The sequence below is a fragment of the Tropicimonas sp. TH_r6 genome, assembly GCF_033101155.1.
Classification (GTDB): Bacteria; Pseudomonadota; Alphaproteobacteria; order Rhodobacterales; family Rhodobacteraceae; genus Tropicimonas.
Map to the genome: position 1 here is coordinate 46,138 of NZ_JAWMPX010000005.1, position 15,147 is coordinate 61,284.

Here is a 15,147-nt window from a genome sequence, read left to right on the forward strand (position 1 = left end):
GTTTGCTACCGTCGCCAGAGCCGTTTGTTAGCGCCACAATGTCGCTGTTTCTTGCTGTGAATAGCCGGAATGCCGCGACTACATACCAATGCATACAAAACGGCATTGCCGGGTTGCGCCCCTCGCAAGGCGGAGGGGCAAACGTGATGCAAATTAGTCATTCCTTTCCGAAATGCCGCTTCTGTAACGGACATAAAGGCATGCGATTCGCTTTCTCAGTTGATTCTGGGGCTCGGAACCGGGAAAATGTGGTAAAAATAAATAAATGAGCAGTACGAGGGTCACGCCAATGTCGCGCATCGCGCTTGTGGACGACGACAGAAACATCCTCACCTCGGTTTCCATGACATTGGAAGCTGAAGGATTTGAGGTTGAAACCTACAATGACGGTCAGTCGGCGCTGGACGCCTTCAACCGACGCCTGCCGGATATGGCAGTGCTCGACATAAAGATGCCGCGCATGGACGGGATGGACCTGTTGCAACGGCTGCGCCAGAAGAGCTCGATGCCGGTGATCTTCCTGACATCGAAAGATGATGAGATCGACGAGGTGCTCGGCCTGCGCATGGGCGCGGACGATTACGTCAAGAAGCCCTTCTCGCAACGGCTGCTCGTCGAGCGCATCCGGGCGCTGCTGCGTCGGCAGGAAGCGCTCAATGCGGATGAGGCCGGCGAGCCGGAAACCGCACAGGTGCTCACGCGCGGCGAGCTCGTGATGGACCCGCTGCGCCATTCGGTGAGCTGGAAAGGTCTGGATGTCTCGCTGACCGTCACCGAATTCCTTTTGTTACAGGCGCTCGCGCAGCGACCCGGCTTCGTAAAGAGCCGCGATCAGCTGATGGATGTGGCCTATGACGACCAAGTCTATGTCGATGACCGCACGATCGACAGCCACATCAAGCGCCTGCGCAAGAAGATGCGGAGCGTGGACTCCGAATTCTCCGCGATCGAGACGCTTTATGGCATCGGTTACAGATATAACGAAGAATAAGCGGGCTGCCGCTGAAGGGACTGGAAAGGTGCGCGACACCGGTCACGAGTTCGATTCCGACGTTGTTCTGGGCGAAGATTGGGTCGTCCCGGATACAAGCGATGCGGATATGCGCCAGAAGCGCGAGAGGCGGGGATACCTCACGCTGAACCGCTCACCGCTGGCGCGCAAGATCATCACCTTTAACCTGATAGGCTTGTTGATCCTGGTCGGTGGCGTTTTCTATCTCAATCCGTTTCGAGATTCCATCGCCGCCCAACGCATCGCCGGGTTGAAAACCGAGGCCTCGCTGATCGCCAATGTCTTCGAGACGCAGCTTCCCAGCGAGGGTCCAGTGTCTCTCTCCCCTGCCGCTGGCGGCTTGGATCCGCAGACAACCTTGGCCGAGCTAACGCTGACTCGCGGCGTGCAGGTCTTCGTCTATGACGGAGACGGGCAACTCGTGGCGCAGGAAGCCGCCCCCAGGGTCAACCTTACGCCGCCTCAGAATTCGACAGTCATCACCGACTTCCTCAATGCGATCTGGGTTGGCACCTCGCGATTGCTGACCCCGGTTCCGGCAGAGACGTCATGGACGGATGGCGAAACCCTCGCGCACCAGCTTGCGGCAGAGGCCGCGAATGGAACTCCTGCCGTGGTCGCCGGGACAGACGAGGCAGGCGAGACGCTTTTCGCAGTGGCGTCGCCGATCCGATACGGCGACGAAATTCTCGGGGTCGTGGCGATGTCCTCGCTGCCGGGCGAGGTTGATCGGCTGGTGCGCAAGGAGCGCGAACAGGTTCTTCAGATGTTCGTCATCGCCATTCTGGTCTCGATCGGCCTGAGCCTCGTGCTCGCCTCGACCATCGCCAACCCGCTCTCGGACCTGGCAGCCGCCGCAGAGATCGGACGTGATCGCAATGCCCGGAAGATGACCCCGGGACGGATCCGGATCCCCGACCTGACCGGTCGCCCGGACGAGATCGGCCGGCTGTCCGGTGCCCTGCGCGGCATGGTCGCCGCGCTCTACGACAGGATTGACGCCAACGAGCAATTCGCGGCCGATGTCGCGCATGAGATCAAGAATCCGCTCGCGTCACTCCGCTCCGCCGTCGGGACAATGCGGGTCGCCAAACGCGACGACCAGCGCGAGAAGCTGCTTGATGTGATCGACCATGACGTGCGCCGCCTGGACCGGCTGGTCAGTGACATCTCCAACGCCTCGCGTCTGGATTCGGAACTGGTCAAGGAAGACGAAGAACGGTTCGACCTCGTGAAGATGCTCGGCAACCTGACCGACTACCTGGGCGAGGAAGCCAAGGGCAAAGGGGTCGAGTTTATTACTGACCTTCCCCGGCAACCGATCGAGGTCTTTGGGTTGGAGGCGCGGTTGGCGCAGGTCTTCGTCAATCTCATAGGCAACGCCGTAAGCTTCTGTGAAGATGGCGATGCCGTCCGGGTCTGGGTGCGCAAGCGCGACAACCGCGTGCTTGTTGTCTGCGAAGATACGGGCCCCGGCATTCCCGAACAGGCGCTTTCGAAGATCTTCAATCGTTTCTATTCCGAACGTCCGCCGGGACAGTTCGGCAATCACTCCGGGCTCGGCCTGGCGATATCGAAACAGATTGTCGAGGCGCATGGTGGCGTGATCTGGGCCGAAAATATCCGCCCCACCGACGCCGATATCGCCTCCGAGCCTTTGGGCGCGCGTTTCGTTGTCGGCCTGCCGGTGTAAGGACGCATGACCGGCGGCGAAGAGGACACTGAGCACCGAACCCGCCTGCACGCCTCCGCCGTCGCACTCGACGGCCACGCCCTGTTGATCCTCGGCCCGTCGGGCAGCGGAAAATCCACCCTGGCGCTGGAGTTGATCTCGCAGGGCCTGACGCTCGTCGCCGATGACCAGACACTGCTTCGCCGGGATGGCGCGCGGATTCTGGTATCGCCGCACCCCAATATCGCTGGTCGGATAGAGGCACGCCATGTCGGGCTGCTGCGTCTCCCGTACCAAAGCGACACCCCGCTCGCCCTCGCCATCGACCTCGGCATCCCGGAAACCCACCGCCTTCCACCGCCGCGCAGACTCGACCTGCTTGGTCAAAAGGTCATCTTGCTGCACGCCCCCCCTGACGGGCATGCAGCACATGCGATCATTCACTGCCTGCAAGGAAGGCGAGAGACGCCATGACCGACACGAGTCCCGCGCCGGCCGAACCCCACGCGCCCCGCATCCTGCTCGTCACAGGACCGTCCGGCGCCGGACGCAGCACCGCGATCCGCGCGCTTGAAGATCTCGGCTACGAGGTCATCGACAACCTTCCGCTTTCGCTCGTACCCCGCCTGCTCGAAGGCCCGCGGCAGGGGCCGTCCCTCGCGCTCGGTGTCGACACCCGAAACCGCGATTTCTCCACCGGTGCCTTTCTCGAAATGCTCGACCGGCTCGACGTTTTCGGCGTCGAACTGCTCTATCTCGATTGCCGCAGCGAGATCCTCCAACGTCGTTATTCCGAGACACGCCGTCGCCACCCGTTGGCGCCTGCCGAAAGCCCCGCAATCGGCATCGCTCGCGATTTCGACCTTCTGGCCTCGATCCGGCACCGTGCCGATATCGTTATCGACACCTCTGAACTGACCGTTCACGAGTTGCGCGCCGAAGTCGGTCGCTGGTTCGGCAACCAGATGGACAACCGCCTCGCGCTCTCCATCCATTCATTTTCCTACAAGCGCGGCCTGCCGCGTGGGTTGGACATGGTCTTCGACTGCCGCTTCCTGCGCAATCCCTACTGGGAACCGAGCCTGCGCAGCCTGAATGGACTCTCCGCGGAGGTCGCAGACTACGTCTCAGAGGATCCCCGTTTCGATGGCTTCTTCGAAAAGGTCCGCGATTTGGCGCTGTTGCTTCTGCCCGCCTATGTCGAGGAGGGAAAATCCTACCTCGCAATCGGGTTTGGCTGCACCGGGGGGCAGCACCGATCTGTTACCATGGCGGAAAAGCTCGGGAATACGCTTGCGGAGGCCGGATGGCAGGTGTCAATTAGACATAGAGAACTAGAACGAAATGTAGCCGCCGCTGGCAGACCAGCGCCTCAGACGGGGACAAGGAATTGATTGGCATCGTGATCGTTGCTCACGGAGGCCTTGCCAAAGAGTATCTTGCCGCGGTGGAACATGTCGTCGGCAAACAGGTTGGGATGCGTGCCATCGCCATCGCGCCGGAGCATGACCGGGTTCTCAAGCAGGCAGAAATTCTCGAGGCGGCCGATGCGGTCGATAGCGGTGACGGGGTGGTCGTGGTGACCGACATGTTCGGCGGCTCGCCCTCCAATCTCTCGCTGCGCGCCTGCAACCACGAGAATCGCAAGATCCTCTACGGCGCAAATCTGCCAATGCTTATCAAGCTGGCCAAGTCGCGCCAGATGTCAGTTGGCGACGCCGTCAGCAATGCCCTGGTGGCCGGGCGCAAATACATCAACAGCTTCGACGGCGCAGCCGGGATATCCGATTGAATGAGCAAATCCAGTTTGAAGATTATCCAGATCATCAACGAGAAGGGGCTGCATGCCCGCGCCTCGGCGAAATTCGTCGAGACGGTCGAAGAATTCGAGGCCGAGGCAGAGGTTCGCAAGGACGGTCTTGACGCCGCAGGCGACAGTATCATGGGGCTTTTGATGTTGGCAGCATCCCGGGGAACCTCTATTGAGGTCGAAACCAGAGGGCCGCAAGCCGAAGAGCTGATGCTGGCGCTAGAGGAGTTGGTCGCCGGCCGTTTCGGCGAAGGAATGTAGGAAGAGCGCGGGGGACCTGGCAAGTTGGTGGACTCGACCCAGCATAGGCCGGTGCTGATGCAAAAGCGCCCTACCAGGAACCTTATTGGTCAGGGCAGTGGCGAAAACCTGAGCGATCAGCCCTACGACAAGCGCCGCCTGTCTTATGCCAACACGTTCGAAAACCCGTTCCAGGTTGGCACAATCCACTTGATGGAAGCGCTCACCGGCAAACTGCGCCTGTTGCGGCTGATCCGGAAATTCGAGGCGATGGGCGTTCCCGAGGGTCAGGCGTTCTGGGCCCAGGCGCTGGACGTGATGGGCGTTGCCCTGACGACACCGCAGGTACAGATCGACAAGATCCCCGAGACCGGGCCGCTCGTCATCGTGGCGAACCACCCGCATGGGCTGATCGACGGCATGGTCCTGGCCGAGTTGATCGGGCGCCGGCGGACCGATTACAAGATCCTGACGCGCTCTCTGCTGACCGGCGTCGGCGAGATCGACCAGTTCATGCTCCCGGTGCCCTTTCCGCATGAGGAGGATGCGCTACAGCAGAATCTCGATATGCGCCGCAAGGCAATGAACCATCTCAAGGAGGGTGGGTGCATTGTGCTCTTCCCGTCCGGGGTCGTCGCCTCTTCGGACACAATGTTCGGCCCGCCCGTTGAGAGCGAATGGAATCCGTTCACTGCGAAAATGATCCAGCGCAGTCAGGCGCGGGTCCTGCCGATCTTTTTCCCGGGCAGCAACTCGCGCTGGTACCAGATGGCAAACCGGATCTCGGCCACGCTCCGGCAGGGTTTGCTGCTCTACGAGGTTGTGCATGCGCTGAACAAACCGCAAGCGCCCGTTGTCGGCCAGCCCATCGAGCGCGACGAGATCAACGAATGGAGCGCAAATCCGCGCGGTTTTGTTGCAATGCTGCGCGAACAGACCCTGGCACTGCGCGGCCAGAAAGCCTGATCCCTCACGATCCCCGCGAGATCTGTTTCGCCCCCGAACCAGCACATCCGCCGGGAGCGAAACGTGAGAGTCAGCGCGTCGGAACCGGCGTCTCGCCGCGATAGTCGTAGAAGCCGCGACCCGATTTGCGGCCAAGCCAGCCGGCCTCGACATATTTGGTCAACAGCGGGCAAGGACGATACTTGGTATCCGCGAGCCCGTCATAGAGCACATTCATGATCGCCAGACAGGTGTCGAGCCCGATGAAATCCGCCAGCTCCAGAGGGCCCATCGGATGGGCGGCGCCCAGCTTGAGCGCGGTGTCGATGGACCGCACGTTGCCGACGCCCTCGTAGAGCGTGTAAACGGCCTCGTTGATCATCGGCAGCAGGATCCGGTTGACGATGAAGGCCGGGAAATCCTCGGCGCTCGCAGCCGTCTTGCCGAGCGTGCCGACCAGGGCCAGCAACGTTTGATAGGTCGCGTCGTCCGTGGCGATGCCGCGGATTAGTTCGACCAGCTTCATCACCGGCACAGGGTTCATGAAATGCAGCCCCATGAAACGCTCGGGCCGGTCGGTACGACTTGCCAACCTGGTGATCGAGATCGAAGACGTATTCGAGGTCAGGATCGTCTCCGGCTTCAGATGCGGCAGAAGGTCCTCGAAGATCGCGACCTTGATCGTCTCGCGCTCAGAGGCTGCTTCGATGATGAGATCGGAGGGGCCGATATCCGACAGCGTCAGAGTCGTGCTGATGCGGGCGAGCGTGTCATCCCGGGCCTCGGCCGAGATTTTCTCCCGGGAAACCTGCCGGTCAAGGTTCTTCCGGATGGTCGCAATGCCTCGATCGAGCGCTTCCTGACTGATATCACTGAGTTTTACTTCGTAGCCTGAAAGCGCGAAAACATGGGCGATCCCGTTGCCCATCTGGCCCGCGCCGACGATGCCGACTGTCTTGATGTCCATTCGTTCCCACCTTCTCGTGGATGCTGCATTTGCACGGAGTCTATGCTGCAACTGCAAAACGTTCCAGCCAACTCCACCTTCCACGATTGCTATAAATCGTCTCAACCTTTCCGTTTAGGAAAATCGCAATATGGATCGGTCAATCTCGGTTTCGGGTGAATGAGAACTGAGGTGGTGGGATGGCTTTCGAGCATCCGGGCAATGGAGCCCTGGACTATCTGCCGTGCAGATACGGCGAATCGAAATTACTCTTCAGAGGACCGAAAAAGCGACTCGACGTGCCATATGTCGCCTTTTTCGGATCAACGGAGACCTATGGACGTTTCATTGAAACGCCCTTTCCGGACCTGGTCGGAACGTCTCTCGGGCTCACGAGCGTCAATCTCGGCTGCGTGAATGGCGGTATCGACGTCTACAACAAGGATCAGACGCTGCTGGACATCGCCGCGGAGGCGAAAGTCACGGTCCTGCAAGTCATGGGGGCGCACAACCTGAGTAACCGGTTTTACTCAGTGCATCCACGCCGCAACGACCGTTTCGTCGGCCCCTCCGCGTTGATGCAGACGGTGTATCGCGAGGTGGATTTCACCGATTTCGCCTTCACGCGGCATCTGATGACCAACCTCCGGGCGCAATGTCGGCAACGTTTCGAAATGGTGACGAATGAGCTCAAGGCGGCCTGGACGGCCCGGATGCACAGCCTGCTTGAGAAGATCAAAGGGCCCAAGGTCCTGCTCTGGCTTGCCGATCACACACCGGAGGAAGCGCGGATCGACCAGGCCGACTACACGCAGGACCCGCTCTATATCAATCGCGAGATGCTGGACGACCTGCGCAGCAGCATCGATGGTTATGTCGAGGTTGTCTACGATCCGGCGATCCGTGCGACGCGAACCGAGGGCATGGTCTTTTCCGAACTCGAAGCTCCTGCGGCAATGGAGACGCCCGGAATGAGCGTTCATCAGGCGGCCAGTACCGCGCTGTCAGAAGAGCTGGCCAAATTTCTCTGAAAAAGAAGAAGGCCCGCCGGGATGGCGGGCCTTCCTGTTCCGGGTGGCGCCCCTGAGGGGCGGCTCGGTCAGACTTTGTCGGTCAGTTCGGGAACAGCGGCGAAGAGATCCGCGACCAAGCCGTAATCGGCGACCTGGAAGATCGGTGCTTCCTCGTCCTTGTTGATTGCCACGATGACCTTGGAGTCTTTCATGCCGGCCAGGTGCTGAATCGCACCGGAGATGCCAATGGCGATGTAGAGATCCGGCGCGACGACCTTGCCGGTCTGGCCCACCTGCCAGTCATTCGGGGCATAGCCCGAGTCGACTGCAGCACGGGATGCCCCGACAGCGGCGCCGAGCTTGTCGGCCAGCGCCTCGATCATCTTGAAATCGTCTTCCGAGCCGACACCGCGGCCACCGGAGACAACCACGCCCGCCGAGGTCAGTTCCGGACGGTCCGATTCGGCGACCTTGTCTTCGACCCACTCGGACAGGCCCGGATTTGCGACGGCAGCGATGCTTTCGACGGCGGCAGAACCACCCTCGCCCGCGGCCTCGAAATTGGCGGTCCGGATCGAGACAACCTTCGTGGCATCCGCGGACTTGACGGTCTGGATCGCGTTGCCAGCATAGATCGGGCGCTCGAACGTATCGGCATCGACGACGGCAGTGATGTCGGAGATTACCATAACGTCGAGCAGCGCGGCGACACGCGGCAGGATGTTCTTGGCCGAGGCCGTGGCCGGGCCGACGATGTGGGAATAGTCGCCGGCGAGCGAGACGACCAGGTCCGCAATCGGCTCGGCCAAGCCATTGCCATAGGCGGCATCATCGGCACAGAGCACCTTCGCTACACCGTCGATCTTGGCGGCGGCTTCGGCTGCGCCGCCACACCCGGCAGAGGCGCAGAGTACGGTCACGTCACCGAGCGCCTTGGCGGCGGTCACGGCCTTGGCGGTGGCGTCAACGGAGAGGTCGGCGCCGTGCACTTCGGCAAGGAGGAGAACAGCCATCAGAGGACCCCCGCTTCGTCTTTGAGTTTCGCAACCAGCTCATCCACGGAGCCGACAATGACACCCGCCTTGCGAGCCTCGGGCTCGGAGGTCTTGACGATCTCCAGGCGCGGCGTGGTGTCGACGCCGTAATCGGCGGGCGTCTTGACATCAAGCGGCTTCTTCTTCGCCTTCATGATGTTCGGCAGAGAGGCGTAGCGCGGCTCGTTGAGGCGCAAATCGACCGTGAGAACGGCCGGGGTCTTGACCTTGATGGTCTGCAACCCACCATCGACCTCGCGGGTCACGAGCACGCTGTCGCCATCGACATCCACCTCGGAGGCGAAGGCTCCCTGGGACCAGCCGAGCAGGGCTGCGAGCATCTGGCCGGTGGCGTTCAGGTCATTGTCGATCGCCTGCTTGCCGCAGAGCACGAGACCGGGCTCTTCTTCATCGACAATCCCTTTGAGGATCTTGGCGACGGCGAGCGGCTCGATATCGGTATGCACATCATCGGCAGCTTCGACGAGGATGGCGCGGTCGGCCCCCATGGCCAGTGCGGTGCGCAGGGTTTCCTGGCTCTGCTTGACGCCAACCGAGACAGCGACGATTTCAGTCGCCTTGCCGGCTTCCCTGAGGCGAATGGCCTCTTCGACGGCGATTTCGTCGAAGGGGTTCATCGACATTTTGACATTGGCCAGATCGACGCCGCTCCCGTCCGCCTTGACGCGGACCTTCACGTTATAGTCGATCACGCGCTTGACGGGTACGAGGACCTTCATTCACGTGTCTCCTGTTGGGCCGGGCAGCCAGCCCGGCAGTTGATTTGTCATTCCATCGGCAATCTGCTTAGCGGAGGCTTCTTCGCTGCAACAGCAAAAAAACGACCATGCAGCCCTCGCCGACGCCGCGTTTTTTGTCGCGGCGAGAAATATTGTTTCGCATCTGCAGCACGACTGCGCGGTTGAGATGGCTTCCACCACCTCGTGCCGCCAGAGGGTGTCCTGGTGATTTTTAGCGCCGGACGCCCCGCGCTCTCCCATCGGTGAACCGGACGTTAACCAGCCGTTAACCCGGGCACGGCATCACAGGCCCCACTTTCGTCTTGCAGGATGCCAGCCCCGTGACCGCCATTGCCAATGAAATTGCCGAGTTGCACGCCGCTATGACACGCGCGCGTGCGATGGGCTTCGAGCGAACAGCCGAAGCGATGCAACAGGTCTTTGATGAGATGTTGGCGAATGCGGCCTCTCCGACGCCGGGCTCCCGGTTGGGATCAAAGCTGAAGGAGCCGAGCTGATGTCGAAAGATCTGAAAAATGATATCGGAGAAACGCTTTGTGCCGCCTGTGCTGCCTCCAAGAAGGCCGCACATCAGGGCACGGTCGATCAGGCACAGGCAGCGCTGAAGGTCGCCACCGATGAGATGGGCGACCTGCCCCATCGGGAGACTTGCCCGAATGGCGGGTCAGGCGAGCCGGGCTGCCCCTTGATGCGGCACGCGCTCTAGCGGGGTTCGCCGTCAGCGATTTGCGCCGGGAACCCAGAGCACATCAGCCGTACCGTTCTCGTTCGCAACCCGTGCGGCAACAAAGAACCAATCCGACAGTCGGTTAAGATATTTAACAGCGGCCGGGTTCACGCTCTCGTCGGCAGCAAGCTCGACCGAGAGACGTTCGGCGCGGCGTGAGACTGTCCGGCACAGGTGGAGATGGGCCGCGAGCGCGCTCCCGCCGGGCAGGATAAAGCTGCGCAACGGGGTGAGGTCGGCATTCATTGCGTCGATCTCAGCTTCCAGCCGCTCGACCTGTGCCGCAACCATGCGCAGCGGTGGGTATTCCGCGTCGGCGTCCTTCTCCATCTCCGGACGGCAGAGATCGGCTCCAAGATCGAAGAGGTCGTTCTGGATCGCCGCGAGTCGTGCGGCCATCTCGCCATCCGCATGCAGCCGGGCCATGCCGAGGCAGGCATTGCATTCATCGACCGTGCCATAGGCGTTGACCCGCGCGGAATGCTTGGCGACGCGGGTGCCATTGCCGAGCGCGGTGTCGCCACCGTCGCCGGTCCGGGTGTAGATCTTGTTCAGGACAACCATATTCAGCCTCCGCGGCGCAGCCAGACAAAGAGAAGGATCAGAAGAATCGCCACGAATTGCGCGATGATCCGGTAGCGCATGATGCGGTTCGCGTGTTTGCGGTTGAATTCGCCGCCGCGCGCGAAACCGCCGATCCCGGTCAACAGGATGAACAGCACCGCAAGCACCGCAAGCGCGACGAGAATGAACAACGGATCGTTCAGCATACGGGCCTCCCCTTCCTGGACCTTCCGACAGGCTTACCGGCTCGCGCACCGAAAGCGAAGCCCCGATCAGCCCCGGCGGATCAGGGCGTCCAGCGCCCGGGTCGGCAGGAGGCGGCGGAGCAGCCCCATGATCCAGGTTGCCTGGGTCACATAGTAGCGCGGCTTCGGATTGCGGCTCTCCAGCGCGTGAATCAGCTTGGCGGTTACGGCCTCGGGTCCGAGTTCGAACCGGTCCGGCTTGCCGCGTTCAGCGTAGAGCCGGTTGAGAAGGGAGTGCTCATATTGCTCGGCGCGCGGCGAGGCACGCCAGTCGATCCAATGCTCGAAATGCGGAATCGAATTGACCCGGATCTTCGACGTGATCGGACCGGGCTCGATCAGGACGACCTTGATGCCGGCATCTTCCATTTCGAGCCGCAGCACGTCGGTCAGCCCCTCCAGCGCGTATTTCGAAGAGACATAGGCGCCGCGCCATTTCATCGGCACCAGCCCGAGCACCGAGGAGCAATTGACGATCCGTCCGCCGCCCTGCGCCCGCATGATCGGGATCACGCGATGCGTGAGTTCATGATACCCGAAGAAATTCGCCTCGAAGAGACTGCGCAACCCATCCGTTGGAAGGTCTTCCAACGCCCCGGGCAAGGCGAAGGCGCCATTGTTGAAGAGCGCATCGAGCCGACCGCCATTCCGCGCCACGATCTCGTCGAGGCAGGCCTGCATGGAGGCGGGGTCCGTGTAATCGAGCTGAAGGCTTTCCAGCCCCTCCGCCGCCAGCCGCGCAACATCTTCCGCCTTTCGGCAAGTCGCGAAAACGCGCCAGCCATGCGCCTTGAGCCCATGGGCCGCCGCATATCCGATTCCGGATGAACAACCTGTGATCAGGATGGATTTTGGGGTCGGCATTGATGTCGTTTCATTCGTCATGACGGGGTCTCGCTGTTGCGCGCCCCCTCCTGCCGCCGTTTCCGGCAGTACACAAGCCGTCAGCCGTTATTGTCCTCGCCGGCCAGAAACTCGCGCGACATGTAGCCGGTGGTGTCACCATTCTCGAACCGGATCCGGGCCCAACTCGCCCCCTCGAAAGAAATGAGTTCGACCGGGTCGCCATTGGCGACCGTGCCGACGACACGGTACTGTGTCGAGGGGCCAGATCGAACATTTACGCGGCTTCCGGTGACGAACATGGTGCGCGGCGCACGCGCAACCTGAAGAGACGGCGAGGCCGGCTCGTCGGTAACGGCAAGCGTCAGGTCCAATCCAGCGAAGACGTTGGCATCAGCATCAGTGGCTTCAGTGTCGGTGGCATCGGCCACTTCCAGCTGTGCGCCTTCGGTTTCATCGAGCGCCAGCGCCTGCAACAGCGCGGCCTCGACACCGGCCTGTATCTCCTGTCCCGCAAAGGAAGCTGAAACGAGATCCTCAGTCTTTTCCTCTGCCACGGCCGGCTGCAGGAAGCCGGCCCCCTCGGAAGCTTCGGCCAGCTGCTTGGAGCCGACGCTCGCCAACGCGATCGGAGACGTGTTCGCCCGGGCGACCGGAACGTCCTTGTTTTCTGGCCTTTCGGGCGCGTCGGGTGCAACCATCATCGCCACACCAAGGATCAGCAACGTCCCGGCAATATATCTTCCAAGCATCTGAATGCCCCCAAATCACGCACATGAGAATCGAACACAAAATACGGTTTGAGAGCAACTATAGCATTTTGCCCAGAAAGAAAGGTGGGCAATATCACCTACTGCCCGCCCCCTCGCGTTTCACGGCACCGGAGACGCTTGTTCGTCCCGGGCGCGTTGGCTACACAGGCGGGCATGAGCGACGACGCAGATGATCCCGAGATCACCCCGAACGAGATAGCTGAACCCCTGCGCCGGGCGATCGGCGAGCGCTACCTGACCTATGCGCTCTCCACAATCATGCACCGCGCGCTTCCGGATGCCCGCGACGGGCTCAAGCCGGTGCACCGGCGCATCCTCTTTGCCATGCGCGAGCTGAAGCTGACCTCCTCCGGCGCCTACCGGAAGTCGGCAAAGATCTCCGGTGACGTGATGGGCAATTACCACCCGCATGGCGATGCCGCGATCTATGACGCGATGGCGCGTCTCGCGCAGGATTTTGTCATCCGCTACCCGCTGGTCGACGGCCAGGGCAATTTCGGCAATATCGACGGCGACAACCCGGCCGCCTCCCGCTACACCGAAGCCCGCCTGACCGGCGCCTCGGAAGCGTTGCTGGAGGGGCTGGCGGAAAACTCGGTCAATTTCCGCGAGAATTATGACGGCACACTGACCGAGCCGGAAGTGCTGCCCGCCTCCTTTCCGAACCTGCTGGCCAATGGCTCCAGCGGCATCGCGGTCGGCATGGCGACCAATATCCCGCCGCATAACCTCGACGAGCTGGTCCAGGCTTGCCTGCATCTTATCAAGACGCCCGACGCGCGGGACGAAACCCTGCTGAACTACATCCCGGGTCCGGATTTTCCGACTGGCGGCGTGATCGTCGAACCGCCGGAGAATGTCGCAGAAGCCTATCGCACGGGCCGGGGCGCGTTCCGGCTGCGGAGCCGCTGGGAGATCGAGGAGGTCGGGCGCGGGCAGTGGCAGGTCGTTGTGACCGAGATCCCCTACCAGGTCCAGAAATCCAAGTTGATCGAGAAGATCGCCGAGCTGATCCAGACCAAGAAGATACCGATCCTCGCCGATGTGCGCGACGAGAGCGCCGAGGATATCCGCATCGTTCTGGAACCGCGCTCGCGCAATGTCGACGCCGATGTGTTGATGAACATGCTGTTCCGCAGCTCGGATCTGGAGACGCGCTTCTCAATGAACATGAACGTGCTGATCGACGGGCGCACGCCCAAGGTCTGCTCGCTCAAGGAAGTCCTGCGCGCCTTTCTCGACCACCGCCGCGAGGTTCTGGTGCGCCGCGCCCAGCACCGGGTCGAGAAGATCGACCATCGTTTGGAAGTGCTGGAAGGCTTCATCATCGCCTTCCTCAATCTCGATCGGGTGATCGACATCATCCGGTATGACGAGGCCCCCAAGGACGCGCTGATGCGCGAACGGTGGGGTGGCAGTTTCGTTCGGGCGCTGAACGAGGCCGATTACATCCCCCCTGCCCCGCTGGCCAAAGGCGAAGACGGCTCGCTCTCCGAGGTGCAGGCCGAGGCGATCCTGAACATGCGGCTGCGCAGCTTGCGCAAACTCGAGGAACTGGAACTCGTCGCCGAGCAGGAAAAGCTGATGGAGGAGCGGGCGACGCTGCAGGACCTGCTCGACAGCGAGGAGATCCAGTGGAGCCGGATCAGCGACGAGCTCAGGGAGGTCCGGGCCAAGTTCGGCAAGAAGGTTCCCGGCGGCGAACGGCGGACGCAATTCGCGCAGGCGGTCGAGGTGGCCGAGGTGCCTCTGGAAGCGATGATCGACCGTGAGCCAATCACCGTCGTCTGCTCGAAGATGGGCTGGATCCGGGCGATGAAGGGTCATATCGCGCTGGATTCGGAGCTCAAGTTCAAGGATGGCGACGAGGGTCGCTTCCTCTTCCATGCCGAGACGACGGACCGTCTGCTGGTCTTTGGCTCGAATGGTCGCTTCTACACGCTCTCGGCCTCGGCGCTGCCGGGCGGACGCGGCATGGGCGAGCCGATGCGTCTGATGGTGGACCTGCCCAACGAAGCGGAGATCGTGTCGCTGTCGATCCACCGGACGGGAACCCGGCTGCTTGTGGCCTCCTCGGCGGGCGACGGTTTCGTCGTGCCGTCTGATGAGGTTCTGGCGCAGACCCGGTCGGGCAAGCAGGTGCTGAACGTGAAGGACGATGTCGTCGCGGCGATCTGCAAGCCGATCGCGGGCGATCATGTCGCGGTGATCTCAAAGAACCGGAAATTCCTGATTTTCCCGCTGGAAGAGCTGCCGGAGATGACGCGCGGCAAGGGCGTCCGGATCCAGAAATACAACCAGACGCGCGGCCGGCAGGGCATGCTGGAGCTGGATGGCGGGCTGTCGGACATCACGACATTCCGGGCGGAAGACGGATTGAAATGGCTGATGCCAAACGGGCAGACGCGCCATGAGAAGGACCTCACGCCCTATATCGGCAAGCGCGCTGGCGTCGGGAAACAGCCGCCCTATGGCTTCCCGAGGGACAACAAGTTCACCTGATCCGGTAGGGAAAATCTGCCAATCGCCGTGGCTGACAGGCGCGGCAAAGGGGACGGTGCA

At 61.7% G+C, this 15,147-nt stretch carries 18 protein-coding genes; 11 read left to right on the forward strand and 7 right to left on the reverse strand.

Annotated features, from left to right (window positions below):
* The first annotated feature begins 289 nt into the window (after positions 1 to 289).
* From R3X27_RS06895 to R3X27_RS06925, 7 genes are read left to right on the forward strand one after another with little or no spacing between them, the layout of a single operon-like run.
* Positions 290 to 991: a response regulator transcription factor gene (locus R3X27_RS06895; RefSeq protein WP_317708281.1), complete on the forward strand. Its 702-nt coding sequence runs from the start codon at positions 290 to 292 to the stop codon at positions 989 to 991.
* Positions 960 to 2,705, forward strand: coding sequence for a sensor N-terminal transmembrane domain-containing protein (locus R3X27_RS06900; RefSeq protein WP_411572468.1), 1,746 nt, complete (start codon positions 960 to 962; stop codon positions 2,703 to 2,705). Before R3X27_RS06895 ends, R3X27_RS06900 begins: the two co-directional genes overlap by 32 nt.
* Before the next feature lie 6 nt (positions 2,706 to 2,711).
* The gene (locus R3X27_RS06905) at positions 2,712 to 3,158 is read left to right on the forward strand and encodes an HPr kinase/phosphatase C-terminal domain-containing protein (RefSeq protein ID WP_317708105.1); all 447 of its coding nucleotides are present in this window, start codon (positions 2,712 to 2,714) and stop codon (positions 3,156 to 3,158) included.
* Positions 3,155 to 4,078 carry an RNase adapter RapZ gene (rapZ, locus tag R3X27_RS06910; RefSeq protein ID WP_317708106.1) on the forward strand — a complete coding sequence of 308 codons (924 nt, stop codon included), beginning with the start codon at positions 3,155 to 3,157 and terminating at the stop codon, positions 4,076 to 4,078. Before R3X27_RS06905 ends, rapZ begins: the two co-directional genes overlap by 4 nt.
* A complete protein-coding gene (locus tag R3X27_RS06915) occupies positions 4,075 to 4,476 on the forward strand; it encodes a PTS fructose transporter subunit IIA (protein ID WP_317708107.1) in 402 nt (133 codons plus the stop codon). Before rapZ ends, R3X27_RS06915 begins: the two co-directional genes overlap by 4 nt.
* Positions 4,477 to 4,755 carry an HPr family phosphocarrier protein gene (locus R3X27_RS06920; protein WP_317708108.1) on the forward strand — a complete coding sequence of 93 codons (279 nt, stop codon included), beginning with the start codon at positions 4,477 to 4,479 and terminating at the stop codon, positions 4,753 to 4,755.
* Between the two features lie 57 nt (positions 4,756 to 4,812).
* Positions 4,813 to 5,700 carry a lysophospholipid acyltransferase family protein gene (locus tag R3X27_RS06925; protein ID WP_317708109.1) on the forward strand — a complete coding sequence of 296 codons (888 nt, stop codon included), beginning with the start codon at positions 4,813 to 4,815 and terminating at the stop codon, positions 5,698 to 5,700.
* Positions 5,701 to 5,770: 70 nt separating this feature from the next.
* On the opposite strand, the gene R3X27_RS06930 is transcribed toward R3X27_RS06925, so the two are convergent.
* Entirely contained in the window at positions 5,771 to 6,646 is an 876-nt protein-coding gene (locus R3X27_RS06930) for a 3-hydroxybutyryl-CoA dehydrogenase (protein WP_317708110.1), read from the reverse strand.
* A 179-nt stretch (positions 6,647 to 6,825) separates the two neighbouring features.
* On the opposite strand from R3X27_RS06930, the gene R3X27_RS06935 reads away from it, so the two are divergent.
* On the forward strand, positions 6,826 to 7,656 hold the full coding sequence (locus R3X27_RS06935; RefSeq protein ID WP_317708111.1) for a DUF6473 family protein: 831 nt from the start codon (positions 6,826 to 6,828) through the stop codon (positions 7,654 to 7,656).
* A gap of 68 nt (positions 7,657 to 7,724) precedes the next feature.
* Here the strand turns inward: R3X27_RS06935 and R3X27_RS06940 are convergent, their stop codons facing one another.
* Positions 7,725 to 8,651, reverse strand: a complete 927-nt coding sequence (locus tag R3X27_RS06940) for an FAD-binding protein (protein ID WP_317708112.1) — start codon at positions 8,649 to 8,651, stop codon at positions 7,725 to 7,727.
* Positions 8,651 to 9,412, reverse strand: coding sequence for an electron transfer flavoprotein subunit beta/FixA family protein (locus tag R3X27_RS06945; RefSeq protein WP_317708113.1), 762 nt, complete (start codon positions 9,410 to 9,412; stop codon positions 8,651 to 8,653). The genes R3X27_RS06940 and R3X27_RS06945 overlap by 1 nt, the downstream gene beginning before the upstream one ends.
* Before the next feature lie 341 nt (positions 9,413 to 9,753).
* On the opposite strand from R3X27_RS06945, the gene R3X27_RS06950 reads away from it, so the two are divergent.
* Both R3X27_RS06950 and R3X27_RS06955 read left to right on the forward strand, forming a co-directional pair.
* On the forward strand, positions 9,754 to 9,930 hold the full coding sequence (locus R3X27_RS06950; protein WP_317708114.1) for a hypothetical protein: 177 nt from the start codon (positions 9,754 to 9,756) through the stop codon (positions 9,928 to 9,930).
* On the forward strand, positions 9,930 to 10,139 hold the full coding sequence (locus R3X27_RS06955) for a hypothetical protein (RefSeq protein ID WP_317708115.1): 210 nt from the start codon (positions 9,930 to 9,932) through the stop codon (positions 10,137 to 10,139). The genes R3X27_RS06950 and R3X27_RS06955 overlap by 1 nt, the downstream gene beginning before the upstream one ends.
* Positions 10,140 to 10,151: 12 nt before the next feature.
* Here the strand turns inward: R3X27_RS06955 and R3X27_RS06960 are convergent, their stop codons facing one another.
* The 4 genes from R3X27_RS06960 to R3X27_RS06975 form a co-directional block, all read right to left on the reverse strand.
* On the reverse strand, positions 10,152 to 10,724 hold the full coding sequence (locus R3X27_RS06960; RefSeq protein WP_317708116.1) for a cob(I)yrinic acid a,c-diamide adenosyltransferase: 573 nt from the start codon (positions 10,722 to 10,724) through the stop codon (positions 10,152 to 10,154).
* Between the two features lie 2 nt (positions 10,725 to 10,726).
* Entirely contained in the window at positions 10,727 to 10,930 is a 204-nt protein-coding gene (locus R3X27_RS06965; RefSeq protein WP_317708117.1) for a twin transmembrane helix small protein, read from the reverse strand.
* Between the two features lie 66 nt (positions 10,931 to 10,996).
* On the reverse strand, positions 10,997 to 11,854 hold the full coding sequence (locus R3X27_RS06970) for an SDR family oxidoreductase (RefSeq protein ID WP_317708118.1): 858 nt from the start codon (positions 11,852 to 11,854) through the stop codon (positions 10,997 to 10,999).
* Positions 11,855 to 11,913: 59 nt separating this feature from the next.
* The gene (locus tag R3X27_RS06975; RefSeq protein WP_317708119.1) at positions 11,914 to 12,564 is read right to left on the reverse strand and encodes an SH3 domain-containing protein; all 651 of its coding nucleotides are present in this window, start codon (positions 12,562 to 12,564) and stop codon (positions 11,914 to 11,916) included.
* Between the two features lie 174 nt (positions 12,565 to 12,738).
* Here R3X27_RS06975 and R3X27_RS06980 point away from each other — a divergent pair, with 174 nt between their 5' ends.
* Positions 12,739 to 15,087, forward strand: coding sequence for a DNA topoisomerase IV subunit A (locus R3X27_RS06980; RefSeq protein ID WP_317708120.1), 2,349 nt, complete (start codon positions 12,739 to 12,741; stop codon positions 15,085 to 15,087).
* Positions 15,088 to 15,147: the final 60 nt, after the last annotated feature.

Bases quoted from the DNA above. Each gene is read 5' to 3' on its own strand.
- R3X27_RS06905 (WP_317708105.1), top strand. From the start codon at position 2,712: ATGACCGGCGGCGAAGAGGACACTGAGCACCGAACCCGCCTGCACGCC.
- R3X27_RS06980 (WP_317708120.1), top strand. From the start codon at position 12,739: ATGAGCGACGACGCAGATGATCCCGAGATCACCCCGAACGAGATAGCT.
- R3X27_RS06920 (WP_317708108.1), top strand. From the start codon at position 4,477: ATGAGCAAATCCAGTTTGAAGATTATCCAGATCATCAACGAGAAGGGG.
- R3X27_RS06900 (WP_411572468.1), top strand. From the start codon at position 960: ATGGCATCGGTTACAGATATAACGAAGAATAAGCGGGCTGCCGCTGAA.
- R3X27_RS06965 (WP_317708117.1), bottom strand. From the start codon at position 10,930: ATGCTGAACGATCCGTTGTTCATTCTCGTCGCGCTTGCGGTGCTTGCG.
- R3X27_RS06975 (WP_317708119.1), bottom strand. From the start codon at position 12,564: ATGCTTGGAAGATATATTGCCGGGACGTTGCTGATCCTTGGTGTGGCG.
- R3X27_RS06925 (WP_317708109.1), top strand. From the start codon at position 4,813: ATGCAAAAGCGCCCTACCAGGAACCTTATTGGTCAGGGCAGTGGCGAA.
- R3X27_RS06940 (WP_317708112.1), bottom strand. From the start codon at position 8,651: ATGGCTGTTCTCCTCCTTGCCGAAGTGCACGGCGCCGACCTCTCCGTT.
- rapZ (WP_317708106.1), top strand. From the start codon at position 3,155: ATGACCGACACGAGTCCCGCGCCGGCCGAACCCCACGCGCCCCGCATC.
- R3X27_RS06930 (WP_317708110.1), bottom strand. From the start codon at position 6,646: ATGGACATCAAGACAGTCGGCATCGTCGGCGCGGGCCAGATGGGCAAC.
- R3X27_RS06895 (WP_317708281.1), top strand. From the start codon at position 290: ATGTCGCGCATCGCGCTTGTGGACGACGACAGAAACATCCTCACCTCG.
- R3X27_RS06970 (WP_317708118.1), bottom strand. From the start codon at position 11,854: ATGACGAATGAAACGACATCAATGCCGACCCCAAAATCCATCCTGATC.
- R3X27_RS06960 (WP_317708116.1), bottom strand. From the start codon at position 10,724: ATGGTTGTCCTGAACAAGATCTACACCCGGACCGGCGACGGTGGCGAC.
- R3X27_RS06945 (WP_317708113.1), bottom strand. From the start codon at position 9,412: ATGAAGGTCCTCGTACCCGTCAAGCGCGTGATCGACTATAACGTGAAG.
- R3X27_RS06935 (WP_317708111.1), top strand. From the start codon at position 6,826: ATGGCTTTCGAGCATCCGGGCAATGGAGCCCTGGACTATCTGCCGTGC.
- R3X27_RS06955 (WP_317708115.1), top strand. From the start codon at position 9,930: ATGTCGAAAGATCTGAAAAATGATATCGGAGAAACGCTTTGTGCCGCC.